Origin of the sequence: Xanthomonas sp. 3498 (assembly GCF_014199795.1) — a bacterium.
GTDB classification, from domain to species: domain Bacteria; phylum Pseudomonadota; class Gammaproteobacteria; order Xanthomonadales; family Xanthomonadaceae; genus Xanthomonas_A; species Xanthomonas_A rydalmerensis.
On record NZ_JACHOH010000006.1, the window covers coordinates 173,547 to 190,715 of the forward strand.

The 17,169-nt window shown below is 70.5% G+C and carries 15 protein-coding genes; 8 read left to right on the forward strand and 7 right to left on the reverse strand.

Annotation, left to right across the window (positions count from 1 at the left end):
* Positions 1-145: 145 nt before the first annotated feature.
* The 7 genes from GGR66_RS16745 to trxA all read right to left on the reverse strand — a co-directional run bounded on the left by GGR66_RS16745 (position 146) and on the right by trxA (position 8,695).
* Entirely contained in the window at positions 146-2,020 is a 1,875-nt protein-coding gene (locus GGR66_RS16745) for a DUF885 family protein (protein WP_184449217.1), read from the reverse strand.
* Between the two features lie 200 nt (positions 2,021-2,220).
* Positions 2,221-3,003, reverse strand: coding sequence for a queuosine precursor transporter (locus GGR66_RS16750; RefSeq protein WP_184449375.1), 783 nt, complete (start codon positions 3,001-3,003; stop codon positions 2,221-2,223).
* Positions 3,000-3,677: a DUF502 domain-containing protein gene (locus GGR66_RS16755; RefSeq protein ID WP_184449219.1), complete on the reverse strand. Its 678-nt coding sequence runs from the start codon at positions 3,675-3,677 to the stop codon at positions 3,000-3,002. The genes GGR66_RS16750 and GGR66_RS16755 overlap by 4 nt, the downstream gene beginning before the upstream one ends.
* A gap of 212 nt (positions 3,678-3,889) precedes the next feature.
* The gene (locus GGR66_RS16760) at positions 3,890-4,339 is read right to left on the reverse strand and encodes a DUF4442 domain-containing protein (protein WP_184449221.1); all 450 of its coding nucleotides are present in this window, start codon (positions 4,337-4,339) and stop codon (positions 3,890-3,892) included.
* On the reverse strand, positions 4,336-6,006 hold the full coding sequence (locus tag GGR66_RS16765; protein WP_184449223.1) for a CHASE2 domain-containing protein: 1,671 nt from the start codon (positions 6,004-6,006) through the stop codon (positions 4,336-4,338). Before GGR66_RS16765 ends, GGR66_RS16760 begins: the two co-directional genes overlap by 4 nt.
* Positions 6,003-7,679: a FecR domain-containing protein gene (locus GGR66_RS16770; RefSeq protein WP_326521045.1), complete on the reverse strand. Its 1,677-nt coding sequence runs from the start codon at positions 7,677-7,679 to the stop codon at positions 6,003-6,005. The genes GGR66_RS16765 and GGR66_RS16770 overlap by 4 nt, the downstream gene beginning before the upstream one ends.
* Before the next feature lie 155 nt (positions 7,680-7,834).
* Positions 7,835-8,695, reverse strand: a complete 861-nt coding sequence (gene trxA / locus GGR66_RS16775) for a thioredoxin (protein WP_184449225.1) — start codon at positions 8,693-8,695, stop codon at positions 7,835-7,837.
* A gap of 154 nt (positions 8,696-8,849) precedes the next feature.
* Between trxA and GGR66_RS16780 the strand changes: the two genes are divergently transcribed.
* The 8 genes from GGR66_RS16780 to rlmH all read left to right on the forward strand — a co-directional run bounded on the left by GGR66_RS16780 (position 8,850) and on the right by rlmH (position 17,068).
* Positions 8,850-9,473 (forward strand): DUF998 domain-containing protein, encoded by a 624-nt coding sequence (locus GGR66_RS16780; RefSeq protein ID WP_184449227.1) that lies wholly within the window; start codon positions 8,850-8,852, stop codon positions 9,471-9,473.
* Between the two features lie 221 nt (positions 9,474-9,694).
* Positions 9,695-12,337: a leucine--tRNA ligase gene (gene leuS, locus GGR66_RS16785; protein WP_184449229.1), complete on the forward strand. Its 2,643-nt coding sequence runs from the start codon at positions 9,695-9,697 to the stop codon at positions 12,335-12,337.
* 124 nt (positions 12,338-12,461) lie between these two features.
* Positions 12,462-13,061, forward strand: coding sequence for an LPS assembly lipoprotein LptE (lptE, locus tag GGR66_RS16790; protein WP_160968286.1), 600 nt, complete (start codon positions 12,462-12,464; stop codon positions 13,059-13,061).
* 83 nt (positions 13,062-13,144) lie between these two features.
* The gene (holA, locus tag GGR66_RS16795) at positions 13,145-14,179 is read left to right on the forward strand and encodes a DNA polymerase III subunit delta (RefSeq protein WP_160968288.1); all 1,035 of its coding nucleotides are present in this window, start codon (positions 13,145-13,147) and stop codon (positions 14,177-14,179) included.
* A 23-nt stretch (positions 14,180-14,202) separates the two neighbouring features.
* Complete coding sequence (gene nadD / locus GGR66_RS16800; RefSeq protein WP_202394842.1) at positions 14,203-14,946, forward strand: nicotinate-nucleotide adenylyltransferase; 744 nt, start codon at positions 14,203-14,205, stop codon at positions 14,944-14,946.
* A 56-nt stretch (positions 14,947-15,002) separates the two neighbouring features.
* Positions 15,003-15,419 carry a ribosome silencing factor gene (gene rsfS, locus GGR66_RS16805; protein WP_184449230.1) on the forward strand — a complete coding sequence of 139 codons (417 nt, stop codon included), beginning with the start codon at positions 15,003-15,005 and terminating at the stop codon, positions 15,417-15,419.
* Positions 15,412-16,575 carry a J domain-containing protein gene (locus GGR66_RS16810; protein WP_255421745.1) on the forward strand — a complete coding sequence of 388 codons (1,164 nt, stop codon included), beginning with the start codon at positions 15,412-15,414 and terminating at the stop codon, positions 16,573-16,575. The genes rsfS and GGR66_RS16810 overlap by 8 nt, the downstream gene beginning before the upstream one ends.
* Before the next feature lie 22 nt (positions 16,576-16,597).
* A complete protein-coding gene (rlmH, locus tag GGR66_RS16815; protein ID WP_010340439.1) occupies positions 16,598-17,068 on the forward strand; it encodes a 23S rRNA (pseudouridine(1915)-N(3))-methyltransferase RlmH in 471 nt (156 codons plus the stop codon).
* Positions 17,069-17,169: the final 101 nt, after the last annotated feature.

Sequence of the window (17,169 nt, forward strand, 5' to 3'; positions counted from 1 at the left end):
CCGTCGCCGGTGTGATGAAATTGGCGTGTTGTGTGGGTCAACCGCGAGCAGGCATGACCGCGTGCCCCGTCGCGGCTGAAGCCGCTCCTACAAAAATCCCGCGACGTTTCAGGTCGCATGTTCCGCGGGAGGAACGGCCTCCCGCTCACCCCTTCTTGCTCGCCACCCAGCGCTCGATCTTTTCCTGCAGGACGTTCAGCGGCACCGAGCCGTCCTTCAGCACTTCGGCATGGAATTCGCGGATGTCGAACTTGTCGCCGAGTTGCGCGCGGGCGTAGTCGCGCAGCTGCATGATCTTCATCTCGCCGATCTTGTAGGACAGCGCCTGGCCGGGGATGGCCATGTAGCGCTCAGCCTCGGCTTCGGCGTCGGTGCGGCTGGTGGCCGAGTTCTGCAGCATGTAATCGATCACCTGCTCGCGGGTCCAGCCCTTGCTGTGTACGCCGGTGTCCACCACCAGGCGGATCGCGCGCCACAGCTCGTTCTGCAGGTAGCCGAAATAGTTGTACGGATCCTGGTACAGGCCCAGGTCCTTGCCCAGCGATTCGGCATACAGGCCCCAGCCTTCGATGAAGGCGGTCTCGCCGCCGAAGCGGCGGAACTTGGGCAGGTTGGTCAGCTCCTGCTGCAGGCCGAGCTGGAAGTGGTGGCCGGGAATGGCCTCGTGCAGGTACAGGTCTTCCGCATCCCAGGTCTTGCGGCTGGGCAGGTCGTAGGTGTTGACGTAGAAGATGCCGGGGCGGCCGTCCTCGCTGGAGCGCATGTACGAGCCGCTGGCGGCCGACTGCGCGCGGTACGGTTCGACCGGGCGGATCTCGAACGCGGCCTTGGGCTTGAGCGAGAACATGCGCGGCACCGCCGCGTCGACCCGGCCTTCCAGGCCGCGGTAATAGGTCAGCAGCTCGTCTTCGCTCTTGAAGGCGAAGCGCTTGTCGGTCTGCATGAACTTGAAGAACTTCTGCATCGAGCCGCGGAAGCGCACCTGCTTCATCACCGCCTGGATCTGGCCCTGGATGCGCGCCACCTCGTCCAGGCCGATCTGGTGGATCTGCGCCGGGGTCAGGTCGGTGGTGGTGCTCTGGCGCACGTTCCAGGCGTACCAGGCATCGCCGCCGGGCAGGGCACCAACACCGGCGGTGGTGCGCGTGGCCGGCAGGTACTCGGTGGCGATGAAGCCGCGCAGGGAGCGGTAGGCGGGCATGATCCGGTATTCGATCAGGCGCTTGTACTCGGCGGTGATGCGCTGCTTCTCGGCCTCGGGAATGTCGGCAGGCAGGTTGCGCACCGGACCCCAGAACAGGCTCTCCTCGGCGGTCGGCTTGATGATCGCATCCAGCTGCGGCAGCACCTTCTCCATCAGCGCGCGCGGCTGCACCACGCCGGCCTTCATGCCTTCGCGCATGTTGGCGATGGCCTGGTCGAATAGCGCCGGGATGCCGAGCGCGCGCCGCGACCAGTTGTCGTAGTCCTTGACCGTGCGGAACGGCTGCGCGCCGGTGCCGGAACCGAGCATCACCATGATGCTGCCGACGTTGTAGAACTGGTTCACCGGCTGCATCCAGCTCGGGTACTTCTCCGCCTCCAGCGCATTGCGCGCGTCGCCGACGAAGATCTCGTAGCTGAGCAGGTCCTGGCCGCTGAGACCGTCCTTGCCGATCGCCTCGGCCTTGCCCAGCCACTCCACGGTGAAGTCGTGCGACTGCTGGCGGAACGCGGCCGAGAGGAAGTTCGGCAACTGGTCGTTGTAGCGGCTGTCGCCCTGGAAGGTGGCCTGCAGCGGATTGAGCTTGAGCGAGGCTTCCCAGTAATCGTCGTAAAGCCGGTTCAACTGCTGCGCCTTGGTCAGCACCACCGGTGCCGGTGCCGGCCGCGCCTTGCGGGCCTTGCTCGCCTTGGCTCGGGTCTGCGCGGTGGTCTGCTTGGTGGTCTTCTTCTTGGCCGCGTCCGCCGGGGCCGCCAGCGACAGGCTCAGGGCGGTAGCGATGGCGAGGGACAGCAGGCGGGAAAAGCGGGGCGGCATTGCGGGCTCCAACGACAAGCGAGCGGGGAGCTTGCCCGATCCGCACCGCGGAGGCCACCCGTGGCCGGTCTCGGCGGGCTCCTGCTGCCCCTGCCGCCAGCCTGCGCCGTGGAGGGGAGGGCCAGGCAGCGCCGGCCTCTGCGGCATTGCACGACGCCGACGCGCAACGCCGTGCTGCGCGCTCACGCGTGTGCCGGCGTTCAGTCGGCGGCGGCTTCCTCGCGCAATTGCTCGGCGCGCTCGGGGGTCAGGTAGTCGGTGATCAGCCGCCGCATCAGGTACAGCAGCGGGATCAGCAGTACGGCCAGCAGCATCTTGCAGATGTAGTTCAGCGTGCTCACCGCCAGGAACAACTGCATCGACCAGTGCTGCGGGCCGAGCACGAAGGCGATGTAGATCACCACGAAGCTGTCGATCAGCTGCGACACCGCGGTGGAGCCGGTGGCGCGCAGCCACACGTGTTTTTCGCCGGTCACGCTGCGGATGCGGTGGAACACCGCCACGTCGATCAGCTGGCCGGCCATGAACGCGACCAGCGAGCCGGCGATGGTCCACATGCCCTGGCCGAACACCGCGGCGAATGCGGCCTGGTAGTCGGGCACGCCCTGGTTCTGCGCCGCGGTGACCCAGAAGCCGGCCGGGGCCAGCGCGATCGCGGCGAACGCGAACAGAAAGCCATAGCCGATCAGCGCCACCGCCAGCCAGGAGATGAAGCGCACGCCGCGGCGGCCGAAGAACTCGTTGATGGTGTCGGTGAGGATGAACACCAGCGGCCATAGCAGGGTGCCGGCGGTGAAGTTCATCGAACCGGTCTGCCCGAACAGGTTCCAGTTCAGCGGCGCGATGCCCAGGGTGTCTTCGAAGGCGAAGATCTTGACCCCGATGAATTCGGCCAGCGCGGCGTTGACGCAGAAGAACGCCGCCAGGGCGATGAACAGGCGAACCGCGCGATCGTCGAGCGTGCCGCGGCGCATCGGCGTCAGCGGTCCACGGTCCGGGTGAAGGGCACGCTCTCCGGCGACACCGCACCGCCGGAGATGATGAAGCTCATGGCCTGGTCCACGCTCCAGTCGGTGGGCGTGAGCAGCTCCACCGGCACGATCTCCAGGTAGCCGGAGGTGGGGTTGGGCGTGGTCGGCACGTAGACCGCGGCCAGCTCGCGGCCGGTGCCGTGTTCCTTGATCACCCGCGTCACCAGGCCCACCGACTTCATGTCCCGGTGCGGGAAGTCGATCAGCACCACGCGCTGGGTGCTGCCGGGCTGGGTCTGCAGGATGTCCACCAGCTTGCGCACGCTGTCGTAGACCACGCTGGCCAGCGGGATGCGGCGCATCACCGCCTCGAACCAGCGCAACAGGCGCTGGCCGATCATGCGCCGGCTGAGGATGCCGACCAGCAGGATCACCGCCAGGGTGGCGATCAGGGCGATGGTGTTCTGCACCCATTGCGCGTTGGCCCAGCCCAGTTCGCGCGGGAACGAGGCGGCGATGCGGACCGACAGCGGCACCACCCAGGGGCTGCTGATGCCCGAGAGCAGCACGAACACGAACTTGACCACGACCCAGGTCAGCCAGATCGGCAGCAGGGTCAGCAGGCCGGTGAAGAACAGCCGTTGCAAGGACGGGCGCGGAGCGGGAGCGGAGAGATCGGGCGACATCCGCGTAGTGTAGTGGAGGGCGATGACCGTTGGTGCAGCGCCGCATGGTCTCGCGGCGCGGCCATGCAGCTGCGATTGGGCCGGGGTGTGCGCACGCTGCCCGAGTCGTCGCGCCGCGCACGCTGACGGCGTGCTCGCATTGGCACACGGTGGGTGTCCGTCTGCGCAGATGCAGGTCCGGCCTCGGCGAGCCCCGCTTGCTGCAGGGCGCGCTACCGCGCCGGCTTGCGCTTGACGTACAGCTGCTTGCGCGTCCTCGCCACCACCTCGCCCTGCGCATCGACGACGTCGGTCTCGAACCAGCGCAGGTGCTTGTCGCCGCCGGCGGTGGCCGCGCGCAGGTCGTCCAGCAGCGCCTGGTCCAGATCGAATTGGGCGCTGACCGTGCCGCGGCCCGGGCGCACGAACTCGATGCTGCCGGCCTTGTCCCAGACGTAGTAGTCGCGGCCCAGGTTCTGCATGGTCAGCAGCATCCAGAACGGATCGGTCATGGCGAACAGGCTGCCGCCGAAATGGGTGCCCACGTAGTTGCGGTTCCACGGGCGCATGCGCAGTTCGACCCGCGCGTGGCGATAGTCCGCGCTCAGCGCGGTCACATGGATGCCAGCGCACAGGAACGGCGGCCACAGGTTCAGGCCGAGGCGGAACAGCGATGGCTTCATGGTGCGGCGGTGGGCGGAACGGTGGGCGGCAGGTTACCAGACGCATGCGTATGGTGCTCCGCCGGGTCGTCGCTCAGCGCATAACCGTCGCGTCCGGCGCGCTTGGCGCGGTACAGCGCGGTGTCGGCCAGCTCGAAGAAGTCGCGCTCGCGGGTGTCCGCGGCGACGCAGGCGCTGTGCACGCCGAGGCTGGCGGTGATGGCGAGGCTGCCGTTGGGCGCGCGCAGCGACAGCCCGCGGATCTCCTCGACCAGCGCCGCGGCGATGCGGCCGGCATCGGCGGCATCGGTGGCGGGCAGGATCATGGCGAACTCGTCGCCGCCGAAGCGCACGGCGACCTCGCGCGGATGCCGCGCATGCCGCGCCACCGCGGCGGCCACCAGCTTCAGCGCGCGGTCGCCGGTGCGATGGCCCAGGGTGTCGTTGTAGCGCTTGAAATGATCCACATCGACGATGATCAGCGTCAGCGGCCGCCCGCTGCGCCGCGCCTCGTCCAGCGCCTGGGCGAAGGCATGTTCGAAGCCGTGGCGGTTGACCAGCCCTGTCAGGGCATCGCGATGGGCCTGACGGCGCCAGTGCGCCGCGTGCAGGCACAACTGGCCGGCCGCGACGACGGCCAGGGCGAGCAGGGCCGCTCCTGGCGCGAACCAGCGGCTGCTGAGCAGCAGCCACAGCAGGCTGCCGCCGGCGACCACCGCCATGCTCGCCAGGGGTGCCAGCCAGCGCCATCGGTGCCCGCCCGCGCAGTGCGTGCCCAGGCAGGCCAGCAGCACCAGCAGCGCGGACCCGGCCACCTGGGCAGTGCGCGACGACGGCAGGATCGGGTCGCCGCGCAACAGCATCGCCGCGACGTTGGCCTGGTATTCGGGCGCGCTCATCCAGCGCGCATCGGACATCGGCGTCATCACCCGCTGGCCCAGGCCGGTGGCGGTGACGCCGACGATCGCCAGGCGTCCGCCCAGCGACTGCAGCGGAATCCGGCCCTGTACGACGTCGACATAGGACACCTGCGCGAACGGTGCCGACGGCGCGGCGAAACGCAGGCCGACGTAGTCGGCGCGATGCCAGGCATAGGGTGCGTCGGTGGTGGCCGGCGCCGGCGGCAGCGCGCGGCCGGTGAGGGCCGCGGCCAATGCCGGCCAGTGCGCACCGCCGAGCCCGGCGCGCAGGTAGACGCCGCGCGCGACGCCGTCGGCATCGATCGCGATGTCGGTGTGCGCCAGCGCCGCCGCGGCGGTGGCGATGGCGGGGATCGGCAGCAGCTCCTGCGGCATGTCCGCGTCGCTGGCGCTGCCGATCACCGGCAGCACGGTGCGGCCGTTGCGCCGCAGTGCCGCGGCCAGGCGCGCATCGTCGTCCGGGTGTTGCTGGTCGGGTTCGCTGAACAGCAGGTCCAGCGCCACCCGCTCGGTGCCCGCTGCGCTGAGCCGGTCGAGCAGGCGCGCGTGCAGGTCGCGCCGCCATGGCCACTGGCCCAGCATCTGCAGGCTGCGGTCGTCGATCGCGATCAGCAGCAGGCGCGGATCGGCCGGACGCGGCGCCTGCGCGATCGCCGCGTCGTACAACGCGTTGTCCAGTCGTCCGGTGACGTCGCCCAGGCTCAGTGCCGCGGCCAGTGCGGCTGCGGCGAGCGCCACCAGCACGCCCCGCAGCGGCCCGGCGTTCACAACGCCAGCCATAGCAGCAGCGCGCCGCCGGCCGTGCCGAGCTTGCAGTAGCGGCAGGGCAGGTCCAGCGTCTGCGGCGTCGAGAACGGCGCGGCCTCGCCCTCCGCGTCCAGGGTCTGGATGCGCACGTACCAGGTGCCGCGGCGCGGCCGCGGCAGCGCGACCTGTGGCTGCGTCACGGTGCGTTCGAGCAGGCCGCGGCGGAACGCGGGATCGCGCGCCAACTGCACCCGGTAATGGCGCGCGTCCGGATCCGGCTGCCAGCGCAGGGTCAGCGTGCCGCGCTCGGCCTGCGCCGGCGCCAGGCCGGGATCGACCGGCGTATCGCTCAGATGCAGCGTCAGCGCCTGCCCGAACGGGCCTTGCCGGCCTTGCGCATCGCGCGAGGCGAGGCGCCAGAAGTAGGTGCCGGGTGGCAGTGGCTGCGGCGCGCGCAGATGCGTGGCGTCGGTCTCCTGCTCCAGCAGCAGGTCCTGGAACTGCGCATCGCGCGCCAGTTGCAGCACACTGCTGAGCGCCTCCGGGTTGCGGGTCCAGGCGAAGCGCGGCCGCGCGGTGCGCAGTTGCTGCTCGTGCAGCGGCTGCACGGTTAGCGGCGGCAGCGGCGTGGCCGAGACCTGTAGCGGCTGCTCGGCGTCATAGCCTTCCACGCCGGTGGCGGTGATGCCGCGCAGCAGCAGTCGCAGGTCGCCGGCCGGCAGCGTGTCCAGCGCCAGTGCGGTGGCCTCGGTTTCCTGGGCGAGGCGCAGCACCTCGCGTTGCTGCGCGTCCACTGCCTCGAGGCGGTAGCGGCTGGCGCCGGCCAGCGGCGCCCAGGCCAGCAGATAGGGCGGGCGTTGCAGGCGGCTGTGCGCCAGGTCCAGGATCGGCGCCGGCAGCAGCGCTTCCTGCCGCGGCGCCGACCCAGTGGCGACCCGCGCCGCCTCGCCTGGCTGCAGCAGGCGCTGGCCGCCGTGGCCGGCGACGCGCACCGCGCCCTGCAGCACCTCGGTGCTGGCGAACGCGCTGCCGCTGCCGGCGCCGACCCGGAAGCGGGTGCCGCGAACGCTGCTGGTGCTGCTCGGGGTCTGGATGATGTAGCGCGAGGCGGGGCCGGTGGCGGGGATGACGTCGTTGCTGGTGCGGCCCTTCTCCAGCCGCACCCGGGTATCGACCATGCCGGTGGCGCCGTAGCGGACGAGCTGGTCGAAGCGCACCAGGCTGTTCTCACGCACCTGCATGCGCGAGCCGTCGGCGAACTGCACGGTCGCGCTGGCATCGGCGCCGGTCTGCAGGGCGCTGCCGATCGGCAGCGGCATGCCTTGCTGCGCCGATAGCGTCGCCTGGTCGGCGGTCTGCACGCTGATCTGTCCACGCAGGGCGACCAGCCGCGCCGGCGCCGGTTGCACGCGCAACCAGGCGATCGGAAAACGCAGGCGCGATCCCGGTACCAGCCGCTGCGGATCGGCGACCTGGTTGTGCTGGCCCAACCGCGCCCAGTCCATGCCCGGACGCAGGTACAGCCTGCCGAGATCCCAGAGCGTGTCGCCGGGGCGCACCCGGTAGTGCCAGTCCTGCGCCAGCGCGGTGGGGGCGAGCAGCAGGCCGACCCAGCACAGCAGGCCGCCCAGCCTGCGCGCGCCTGCCCACGATGTGCGGGTGGGCAAGGCCATACGGCGATCGAACTGGTTCACGGCATACATCCGGCAAAAGATCAGGCCGGCGCTCCTGCGGGGCGGCAGGCAGCGTTCGTCCCTGATCGCGGCATCCTGGGGTCAGGCCGGGGCGCGTCCGTCCGTCGCAGTGGCTGGAGACGCCGTGGTCAGCCGCTGGACCTGAGATTGTAATCTCAGAACAACAGGGCGGACATCTTCCGGCGGTACTGCCCCACCAGATCCTCGTCCTCGATCACCCGGAACGCATCGATCAGCGCCTTCTTCGGCAGGCCGTCCTCGAACGTGCGGTCCTGGCGCAGCATCTCCAGGAACTGCTCCAGCGCGGCCGCGTCGTCGCCGCCGACCAGGTGGCGCACGCCCAGCAGGTAGCGTGCCTTCAGGTCGGCCGGATCCTGCGCCAGCGTGGCCTGCAGCGTTTCCAGCGGCGGCGCGGCCTGCAGCGCGCCGACGAAGCCCAGTCGCGCCCGGGCGCGCACCGCACGCTCGTCGGTGGCCAGATTGGCCGGCAGCGCGTCGATCAGGGTCTCCGCCTCGGCGGCGGCGCCGATCTTGACCAGGGCCAGGGCCAGGTCGAGCTTCAGTTCGTCCTTGTCCGGCTCGGCTGCCACCGCTTCGCGCAGGCGCTGCACCTCGGCGTGCGGGTCCAGCGGCGCCGCCGGCACGTCTTCGGCCGGTTCCTGCGCCGCCAGCGGCGTGATCCCGTGCTGGGTCAGGAACTCGCGCAACTGGCCTTCGGGCAGGGCGCCGGGGAACCCGTCGACCAGTTGCCCGCCCTGGACCAGGAACACCGTCGGCACCGAGCGGATCTGGAACGCCGCGGCGATCTGTTGCTCCTGGTCCACGTCGACCTTGGCCAGCACGAAGCCGCCGTTGTATTCGGCCGCCAGCTTTTCCAGGATCGGGCTCAGGGTCTTGCACGGGCCGCACCAGGGCGCCCAGAAGTCCACCAGCACGGGGGTCTGCAGCGAGCGTTGCAGCACCTCGGCTTCGAAGGTCTCGGTCTTGGCGTCGAAAACGTGGGGCGTATCGGACATGGGCGGCGTCATCGCAGGCGAGAGGACGCTCTGTATGGAGGCGCCGCGGCGCCGATGCAAGGGTGGCGGCACCGCGCCATGCGTGCCGGCGACGGCCGCAGCGGCGACAATGCCCGGCTGTAGGCGCCATCGCGGCGCGAAAGGACGGTAGCGGATGGGCGACGTGAGCGAACGGGTGGTGCGCTGGATCGGGCCGCTGCTGGCGATAGCCGCAGTGGCGGCGATGCTGGGCTTCGGCGCGGTCCTGCCCGGGTATCTGCCGTGGTCGCATCCGCTGGCCTTGCTCGGCGCGCGCGGCATCCCGCATGCCTGGGCGTTCAATCTGCTGGCGTTCGTACTGCCCGGGTGCCTGGCGATGGGGCTGGCGCTGCGGCTGCTGCGTCGTGCCGGCCGCCACGCGCCCTGGTCGCTGCGGGTCGGCGGGCAACTGCTGCTGTTGGCCGGTCTGGCCTTCGCCGGCATGGGCCTGCTGCCGCTGGACCCGACCGACCTGGAGGCGCGCGCGACCCAGTTGCATGCCAGCGCCTGGTTGCTGTGGGTGGTGGCGCTGGTGGCCGCGGCGGCCCTGCTGGGGCTGGGCGCGCGCCGCGATCCCGCCGCGCGCGGCTGGGCCGCGCTGGCGCTGATGGTGGCGCTGCTGGTCGCACTGGGTGCGTTCGCGCTGGACCGGCTGCTGTCGCCGGCGCTGGCGCAGCGGCTGGTGTTCCTGCTGTGGTGGGGCTGGCTGGCACTGCTGGCCTGCTCGCCGGGGCCGCAGGCCGTGCCGCGCGGCGGCTGACCCCGTCGGACTTGCGCAGTCGGCCGTGGAGGCAGGCTGCGGCAGGGCCGCTGCCGGCCTGTGCGGCCGACTCGCCCATCGCGCTGCAGCCACGGTTCCGGCGCCTGCCGGAGGACGCCGGGGCATCCGGCGCCGCTGCCGTCCGTCGCCACGATTGGAGCCGCCTGCTGCGCTGCGGTACCCTTGCCCGCTTTGTTGCCGCCTGGCCCTTGCCCGTTTCCATGTCCGCCGTCGAGCCCACCGCCTACGACCCGCAGCAGGTCGAATCGTCCGCCCAGCAGTTCTGGGACGCCACCCGCGCCTTCGAGGTCGACGAGACCTCCGACAAGCCCAAGTTCTACTGCCTGTCGATGCTGCCGTACCCGTCCGGGGCGCTGCACATGGGCCACGTGCGCAACTACACCATCGGCGACGTGATCAGCCGCTACCAGCGCATGATCGGCAAGAACGTGCTGCAGCCGATGGGCTGGGACGCGTTCGGCCTGCCGGCGGAGAACGCCGCGATCAAGAACAAGACCGCGCCGGCGAAGTGGACCTACGCCAACATCGACCACATGCGCAGCCAGCTCAAGTCGCTGGGCTACGCCATCGACTGGTCGCGCGAGTTCGCCACCTGCCGGCCCGAGTACTACGTGCACGAGCAGCGCATGTTCACCCGGCTGATGCGCAAGGGCCTGGCCTACCGCCGCAACGCGGTGGTGAACTGGGACCCGATCGACCAGACCGTGCTGGCCAACGAGCAGGTCATCGACGGCCGCGGCTGGCGCTCCGGCGCGCTGGTGGAAAAGCGCGAGATCCCGCAGTGGTTCCTGCGCATCACCGACTACGCGCAGGAACTGCTGGACGGCCTGGATCAGCTGCCGGGCTGGCCGGAGTCGGTCAAGACCATGCAGCGCAACTGGATCGGCCGATCCGAGGGCCTGGAGATCCAGTTCGACGTGCGCGACGCCGACGGCAGCGCGCTGGACCCGCTGCGCGTGTTCACCACGCGCCCGGACACGCTGATGGGCGTGACCTTCGTGTCCATCGCCAGCGAGCATCCGCTGGCGCTGCATGCGGCCAAGTCCAATCCTGAGCTGGCCGCGCTGCTGGCCGAGCTGAAGCAGGGCGGCGTCTCCGAGGCCGAACTGGAAACCCAGGAAAAGCGCGGCATGGCGACCGGCCTGACCGCGGTGCACCCGATCAGCGGCGAGCAGGTGCCGGTGTGGGTCGCCAACTTCGTGCTGATGGGCTACGGCACCGGCGCGGTGATGGCGGTGCCCGGCCACGACCAGCGCGATTTCGAATTCGCCAGCAAGTACGCCCTGCCGATCCGCCAGGTGATCGCGCTGAAGGCGCCGAAGAACGACGACGAGCGCAATTACGACCCGAGCCGCTGGCAGGACTGGTACGGCGACAAGACCCGCGAGCTGGAACTGGTCAATTCCGCCGAGTTCGACGGGCTGGACTTCCAGGGCGCGTTCGAGGCGCTGGCCGAGCGCTTCGAGCGCAAGGGCCAGGGCCAGCGCCGGGTCAACTACCGCCTGCGCGACTGGGGCGTCAGCCGCCAGCGCTACTGGGGCTGCCCGATCCCGGTGATCTACTGCCAAAGCTGTGGCGCGGTGCCGGTGCCGGAAGACCAGTTGCCGGTGCTGCTGCCGGAGAACGTGGCCCTGAGCGGCACCGGTTCGCCGCTGAAGACCGACCCGGAATGGCGCAAGACCACCTGCCCGCAGTGCGGCGCGGCGGCCGAGCGCGAGACCGACACCTTCGACACCTTCATGGAGTCGAGCTGGTACTACGCGCGCTATACCTCGCCAGGCGCCAAGGACATGGTCGACAAGCGCGGCAACTACTGGCTGCCGGTGGACCAGTACATCGGCGGCATCGAGCACGCGATCCTGCACCTGATGTACTTCCGCTTCTTCCACAAACTGCTGCGCGACGCGCGCCTGGTGGACAGCGACGAGCCGGCCACCAACCTGCTGACCCAGGGCATGGTGATCGCCGAGACCTTCTACCGGCAGAACCCGGACGGCTCCAAGGACTGGATCAACCCGGCCGACGTGGACGTGCAGCGCGACGACAAGGCGCGGGTGATCGGCGCGGTGCACAAGGGCGACGGCCAGCCGGTGCTGATCGGCGGCACCGAAAAGATGTCCAAGTCCAAGAACAACGGCGTCGATCCGCAGGCGATGGTCGGCAAGTACGGCGCCGACACGGTGCGCCTGTTCTCGATGTTCGCCGCGCCGCCGGAGCAGTCGCTGGAGTGGAACGAGGCCGGCGTGGACGGCATGGCGCGGTTCCTGCGCCGGTTGTGGGCGCAGGTGCACAAGCATGTCGCCGACGGCGCCGCCCCGGCGCTGGACCCGGCCGCGCTGGACGCCGAGCACAAGGCGCTGCGGCGCAAGACCCACGAGACCATCGGCAAGGTCGCCGACGACTACGGCCGCCGCCACAGCTTCAACACCGCGATCGCCGCGGTGATGGAGCTGACCAACGCGCTGGCCAAGTTCGACGACACCAGCGCGCAGGGCCGCGCGGTGCGCCAGGAAGCGCTGGAAGCGGCGGTGCTGCTGCTCAACCCGATCACCCCGCACGCCAGCCACGCGCTGTGGCAGGCCCTGGGCCATGCGCCGACGCTGCTGGAGGACGTGCCGTTCCCGCAGCCGGACCCGGCCGCGCTGGTGCGCGACGCGGTGACCCTGGCGGTGCAGGTCAACGGCAAGCTGCGCGGCACCATCGAGGTCGGTGCCGACACCCCGCGCGAGCAGATCGAGGCGCTGGCCCAGGCCGAGCCGAATGCGGCCAAGTTCCTGGAAGGGCTGAGCATCCGCAAGATCATCATCGTGCCCGGCAAGATCGTGAACCTGGTGGCGGCGTGAGCCGGCGCGCCGCTCCGGTCGCGCCGCGGCCGCGCGGTGCGGCAGGTCTCAACCCGCGTTCACGCAGCGTGCGGCAGGCTAGCCGCCTGTTGCCGCGCCCAGCCGGCTCCTCCAGACTGTGTCCATGACCCGACTCCTGCTCGCTTTCGTCCTCGCGGCGTCCCTGACCGCCTGCGGTTTCCACCTGCGCAACAAGCTGACCCTGCCGGCCGACACGCCGTCGGTGAAGGTGGTGTCCTCGGCACCGTACAGCGAGCTGGCCAAGCTGCTCGAGCGCGGCCTGCGCGCGGCCGGCGCCGAGATCGCACCCAAGGACGTCAATACCGGCGTGGCCCGCTTGGAAGTGCTGTCCGAGCGCTGGGGCGACCTGCCGATCGCGCTCGACGCCGAGGGCCGTGCCCAGGAGTACAGCCTGCGCTACGCGGCGATCTTCGTGTTCCTGCGTGCCGACGGCAGCGTGCTGGTGCCGCAGCAGGTGATCGAACTGTCGCGCGACTACGTGTCGCCGCCGACCGACGCCACCGGTACCTCCACCGAGCGCGAGATCCTCGCCGACGAACTGCGCCGCGAGATGTCGGCGTCGATGCTGCGCCGGATCGACAGCGTGGTGCGGGCGCAGGTGCGCGACGGCAAGGACGTCAACGCCGCGCCGCCGTCCACCGACGGCACGCCGGTCGAAGGGAAGCCGGTCGACGGCAAGCCGGCGACCACGCCGCAGCCTTGAGCGTCCGTCCGCTGCCATCGTCGCCGCCCCGCGCGGGCGCGCGGCGCTCGCCGCATGCGGCCGCCGCAGCGTAGGCTGTCGCCATGGAACTGCGTCCCGAACAACTCGCCACCCAGCCGGCATCGCAGCCGCTGCAGCCGGTCTACCTGATCGCCGGACCGGAAACCCTGCGCGTGCTCGAGGCGGCCGACGCGGTGCGCGCGCGCGCGCGCGCTGCCGGCATCAGTGAGCGCGAGGTGTTCGATGCCGACGGCCGCGATTTCGACTGGGGCCAGCTGTATTCCAGTTTCAATGCGCCCAGCCTGTTCAGCGCGCAACGCCTGATCGAGCTGCGCCTGCCCAGCGGCAAGCCCGGCAAGGAGGGCGGCGAGGTCATCGCTGCGTTCTGCGCCGACCCGCCGCCGGATGTGGTGCTGCTGATCACCTGCAACGAGTGGAGCAAGGCGCACCAGGGCAAGTGGGCCGACGCGGTCGGGCGCATCGGCACCATCGCCGTGGCCTGGGCGATCAAGCCGCACGAACTGGGCGACTGGATCGAGCGGCGCCTGCGCAGCAAGGGCCTGCGCGCCGATGCCGGCGCGGTGCAACGCCTGGCCGAGCGGGTGGAAGGCAACCTGCTGGCGGCGGCGCAGGAGATCGACAAGCTGGCCCTGCTGGCCGACGGCCAGGGCCTGGACGTGGCGGCGATGGAGTCGCTGGTCGCCGATGCCGCGCGCTACGACGTGTTCCGCCTGGCCGAGGCCACCCTCGGCGGCCAGGCGCCGGCGGTGCGGCGCATGCTCGCAGGCCTGCGCGCCGAGGGCGAGGCAGTGGCCGCGCTGCTGCCGATCCTGATCAAGGAACTGCTGCGCACCGCCGCCCTGGCCAAGGTGCAGGCCGCCGGCGGCAACCTGGCGGCGGAGATGAAAGGGCAGGGCATCTGGGAATCGCGGCAGGCGCCGTTCAAGCGCGCCCTGCAGCGGCACGCCGAACCGCGCCGCTGGGAACGCTTCGCCGCCGAGGCCGGTCGCATCGACCGCATCGCCAAGGGCCGCGCCGACGGCGACGCCTGGATCGCCCTGGAGCGCCTGCTGCTGGCGATCGCCGAGGCGCGGGCGGTGCGGTTGTTGGTGGTATGACGGCTGGGATTGGGGAGTCGGGATTGGGGATTGGCAACAGCGGCGATCCCGCGCAGGCGGCTGGTTCATCCCGAATCCCGAATCCCGAATCCCGGCCTCTCACCCTCGTCTACGGCGGCACCTTCGATCCCATCCACAACGGCCACCTGGCGATCGCGCGGGCGGCGCGGGATGCGTTCGGGGTGCCGGTGCGGCTGATGCCGGCGGCCGATCCGCCGCATCGCCCGGCGCCCGGCGCCGATGCGCAGCAGCGCTGCGCGATGCTGGCGCTTGCGATCGCCGACACGCCCGGGCTGCTGCTGGACCTGCACGAGCTGCGTCGCGCGCAGGCCCGGCCCGGCGTGGCGTCCTACAGCATCGACACGGTGCGCGAACTGCGGGCCGAGCTCGGTGCCGACGCGCCGCTGGCGCTGCTGATCGGCAGCGACAGCTTCGTCGGCTTCAGCGGCTGGCGCGAATGGCGGGCGCTGCTCGAGGCCGCGCATCTGATCGTCGCCGACCGCGCCGGCAGTGGCTGGGAGCGGGCGGTGCCGGCGGAACTGGCGCAGGCGGTGGCCGGGCGCTGGGCCGACACGCCGCAGGCGCTGACCCGCGCGCCGGGCGGGCGGCTGTGGTGCCTGCGGCAACCGCTGCGCAGCGAATCGGCCAGCCTGGTGCGCGCGCGCATCGCCGCCGGCGAGGACTGGGCGGCCTTGCTGCCGGCGCCGGTGGCGGCCTACATCCGCGACCATGGCCTGTATGCGCCCGGCGCCGCCCCCGCTGGCTGAATACGCGCCCTGCCGGGGTCGCCTATAATTCGCCTCATTCCATCGAGTTCGCCGCTTTGTCCAGTCAAGCCCACGTCATCAAGACCCAAGTCCCCAATCCGCCGCCGCCGCTGCCGGTCCTGCTCGCCCACGTCCGCGAGGCGGTCGAGGAACTCAAGGCCAAGGACATCGCGGAAATCGACGTGCGCGGCAAGTCCAGCGTCACCGATTACCTGGTCATCGTGTCCGGTACCTCCACCCGCCACGTCAAGTCGATCGCCGACGAAGTGATCAAGTTCGCCAAGCGCCTGGACGTGATGCCGCTGGGCGTGGAAGGCGAGCGCGAGGCCGAGTGGGTGCTGGTCGATCTCGGCGACGTGGTGGTGCACGTGATGCTGCCGCGAGTGCGCGAGTTCTATGCGCTGGAGCGGCTGTGGACGGTCGGCGACCAGCCGCCGGGCGACGACGACGACGACACGGCACGCGATGCCTAAGCGGCAGGACAGCTTGTGCACCACGGCCGGCGATGCGTTGCCGGTCCGTGGCCGCGTCGGCGCCGCCGCATCGACACGCGCGACGCCGGCGCGCAAGCGGTTCGATTCCCTGGTCAAGCGTCTGGAGCGCGCCCGCGCCCAGTTGCATGCGTGGCAGGACGCATTGCCGCGGTGGGAGCAGCGTTTCCACGAGCAGGTCGATCCCTTGCTGCGAGAGCGCGACGCTGCGCAGGGGCAGTTGCTGCGGGAACTGGATGCGGCGCATGCGGCCTACAAGTTGAGCAAGCGCGATCGCGCCGATCTGTCCGAGTGCATCTGCGAACTGGCCGCGCTGTTGATCGAGGACGGCGACAACGACGCGCTGAAGGACATCTACGATCGCCATAGCCCGATCGGCTTCGAGCAGGGGCAGGCCGAATCCGAGGCGCTGTTGAAGTCGGTGGTCGGCGAGGAGTTCGGGCTGACCGAAGAGGAACTGGCGCACATCCAGTCCCCCGAGGCGTTGTATGCGCAGGTCCAGGAGCGTCTGCACGCACAGCAGGCGCATGCGGCCGGGCGCGCCCAGCAGCGCGACAGGCGCCGCCGTGCCGGTGCCGGCAAGGCCACGCAGGTCGCTGCCGACCCGCAACAGGCACGGCGCGCGCTGTATCGCAACCTGGTGGCTGCGCTGCATCCGGACCGCGAACCCGATCCGCAGCAGCGCGCGCGCAAGACCGCCTTGATGCAGCGCCTCAACCAGGCCTATCAGGACGACGATCTGCTGGCGTTGCTGGAATTGCAACTGGAGATCGGTCAGTTGGACCAGGCCGGCATCGCGGCGATGGCGGAGGAGCGCATCCGCGATTACAACAGCCTGTTCGCCACGCAATTGCAGCAGGTCGAGCAGACATTGGCCGGGCTGGTCGATGACTTCATGGGGCGTTACGGTCTTTACGACGGTCGCGCCCCGCAACCGCAGCGTCTGGATGCGCTGTTGGCGCAGATCAAGCGGCAAGTGCAGGAGGAGATCCGCTCCTGTGCCGACGATCGCGCTGCCGTGCGGAGTGCCGATACGCTCAAGCAATGGTTGAAGCGTGAGCGCGAGCGAGCGCGGCTGGCCGAGCAGGAACTGGACGACGCGATGTACGACGCCATGCTACTGGACCAGCGCTGGTGATGCGCCCTCGGCGCGCGCGGCGATGAAGGCGCGCCTCATCGCCACCGGCGAGCGTGCTCCGGCCTGGGTGGCGCAGGGCTTCGCCGAGTATCGCAAGCGGCTCTCGCACTGGCTGCCGCTGGACCTGGTCGAGATCGAGCCCGGCCTGCGCGGCAAGGGCCGCGATGCGCAACGCGCGATCGAGGACGAGGGCCGTCGGGTCCTGGCCGCGCTGCCGAAGAACGCGTTGGTGGTGGCGCTGGACGTACCGGGCAAGCAGCACAGTTCCGAGCAACTGGCGCAACGCATGGAGCACTGGCGTGGGCAGGGGCGCGATCTGGCCTTCCTCATCGGCGGGCCCGAGGGTCATTCGCCGGAAGTGCTGGCGGTTGCCAGCGAATCCTGGTCGCTGGGGCCGCTGACCCTGCCGCACATGCTGGTGCGGCTGGTGGTGGCCGAGCAGCTGTACCGCGCTGCGGCGATGCTGGCCAATCATCCCTATCACCGCGCCTGATCGCTGATCATTGGTCGCTGGTCGCGGACTGCGAGCGTTCGCGCGGCGGCACCGTGCGCGTGACTACCGATGCGTGTGAGCCGCTCATGCAGAAAAAAAGC

Excerpts from the sequence above, each read along its gene's own strand:
- GGR66_RS16745 (WP_184449217.1), bottom strand. The coding sequence starts at position 2,020 with ATGCCGCCCCGCTTTTCCCGCCTGCTGTCCCTCGCCATCGCTACCGCC.
- GGR66_RS16755 (WP_184449219.1), bottom strand. The coding sequence starts at position 3,677 with ATGTCGCCCGATCTCTCCGCTCCCGCTCCGCGCCCGTCCTTGCAACGG.
- GGR66_RS16760 (WP_184449221.1), bottom strand. The coding sequence starts at position 4,339 with ATGAAGCCATCGCTGTTCCGCCTCGGCCTGAACCTGTGGCCGCCGTTC.
- trxA (WP_184449225.1), bottom strand. The coding sequence starts at position 8,695 with ATGTCCGATACGCCCCACGTTTTCGACGCCAAGACCGAGACCTTCGAA.
- GGR66_RS16780 (WP_184449227.1), top strand. The coding sequence starts at position 8,850 with ATGGGCGACGTGAGCGAACGGGTGGTGCGCTGGATCGGGCCGCTGCTG.
- leuS (WP_184449229.1), top strand. The coding sequence starts at position 9,695 with ATGTCCGCCGTCGAGCCCACCGCCTACGACCCGCAGCAGGTCGAATCG.
- lptE (WP_160968286.1), top strand. The coding sequence starts at position 12,462 with ATGACCCGACTCCTGCTCGCTTTCGTCCTCGCGGCGTCCCTGACCGCC.
- holA (WP_160968288.1), top strand. The coding sequence starts at position 13,145 with ATGGAACTGCGTCCCGAACAACTCGCCACCCAGCCGGCATCGCAGCCG.
- GGR66_RS16810 (WP_255421745.1), top strand. The coding sequence starts at position 15,412 with ATGCCTAAGCGGCAGGACAGCTTGTGCACCACGGCCGGCGATGCGTTG.
- rlmH (WP_010340439.1), top strand. The coding sequence starts at position 16,598 with ATGAAGGCGCGCCTCATCGCCACCGGCGAGCGTGCTCCGGCCTGGGTG.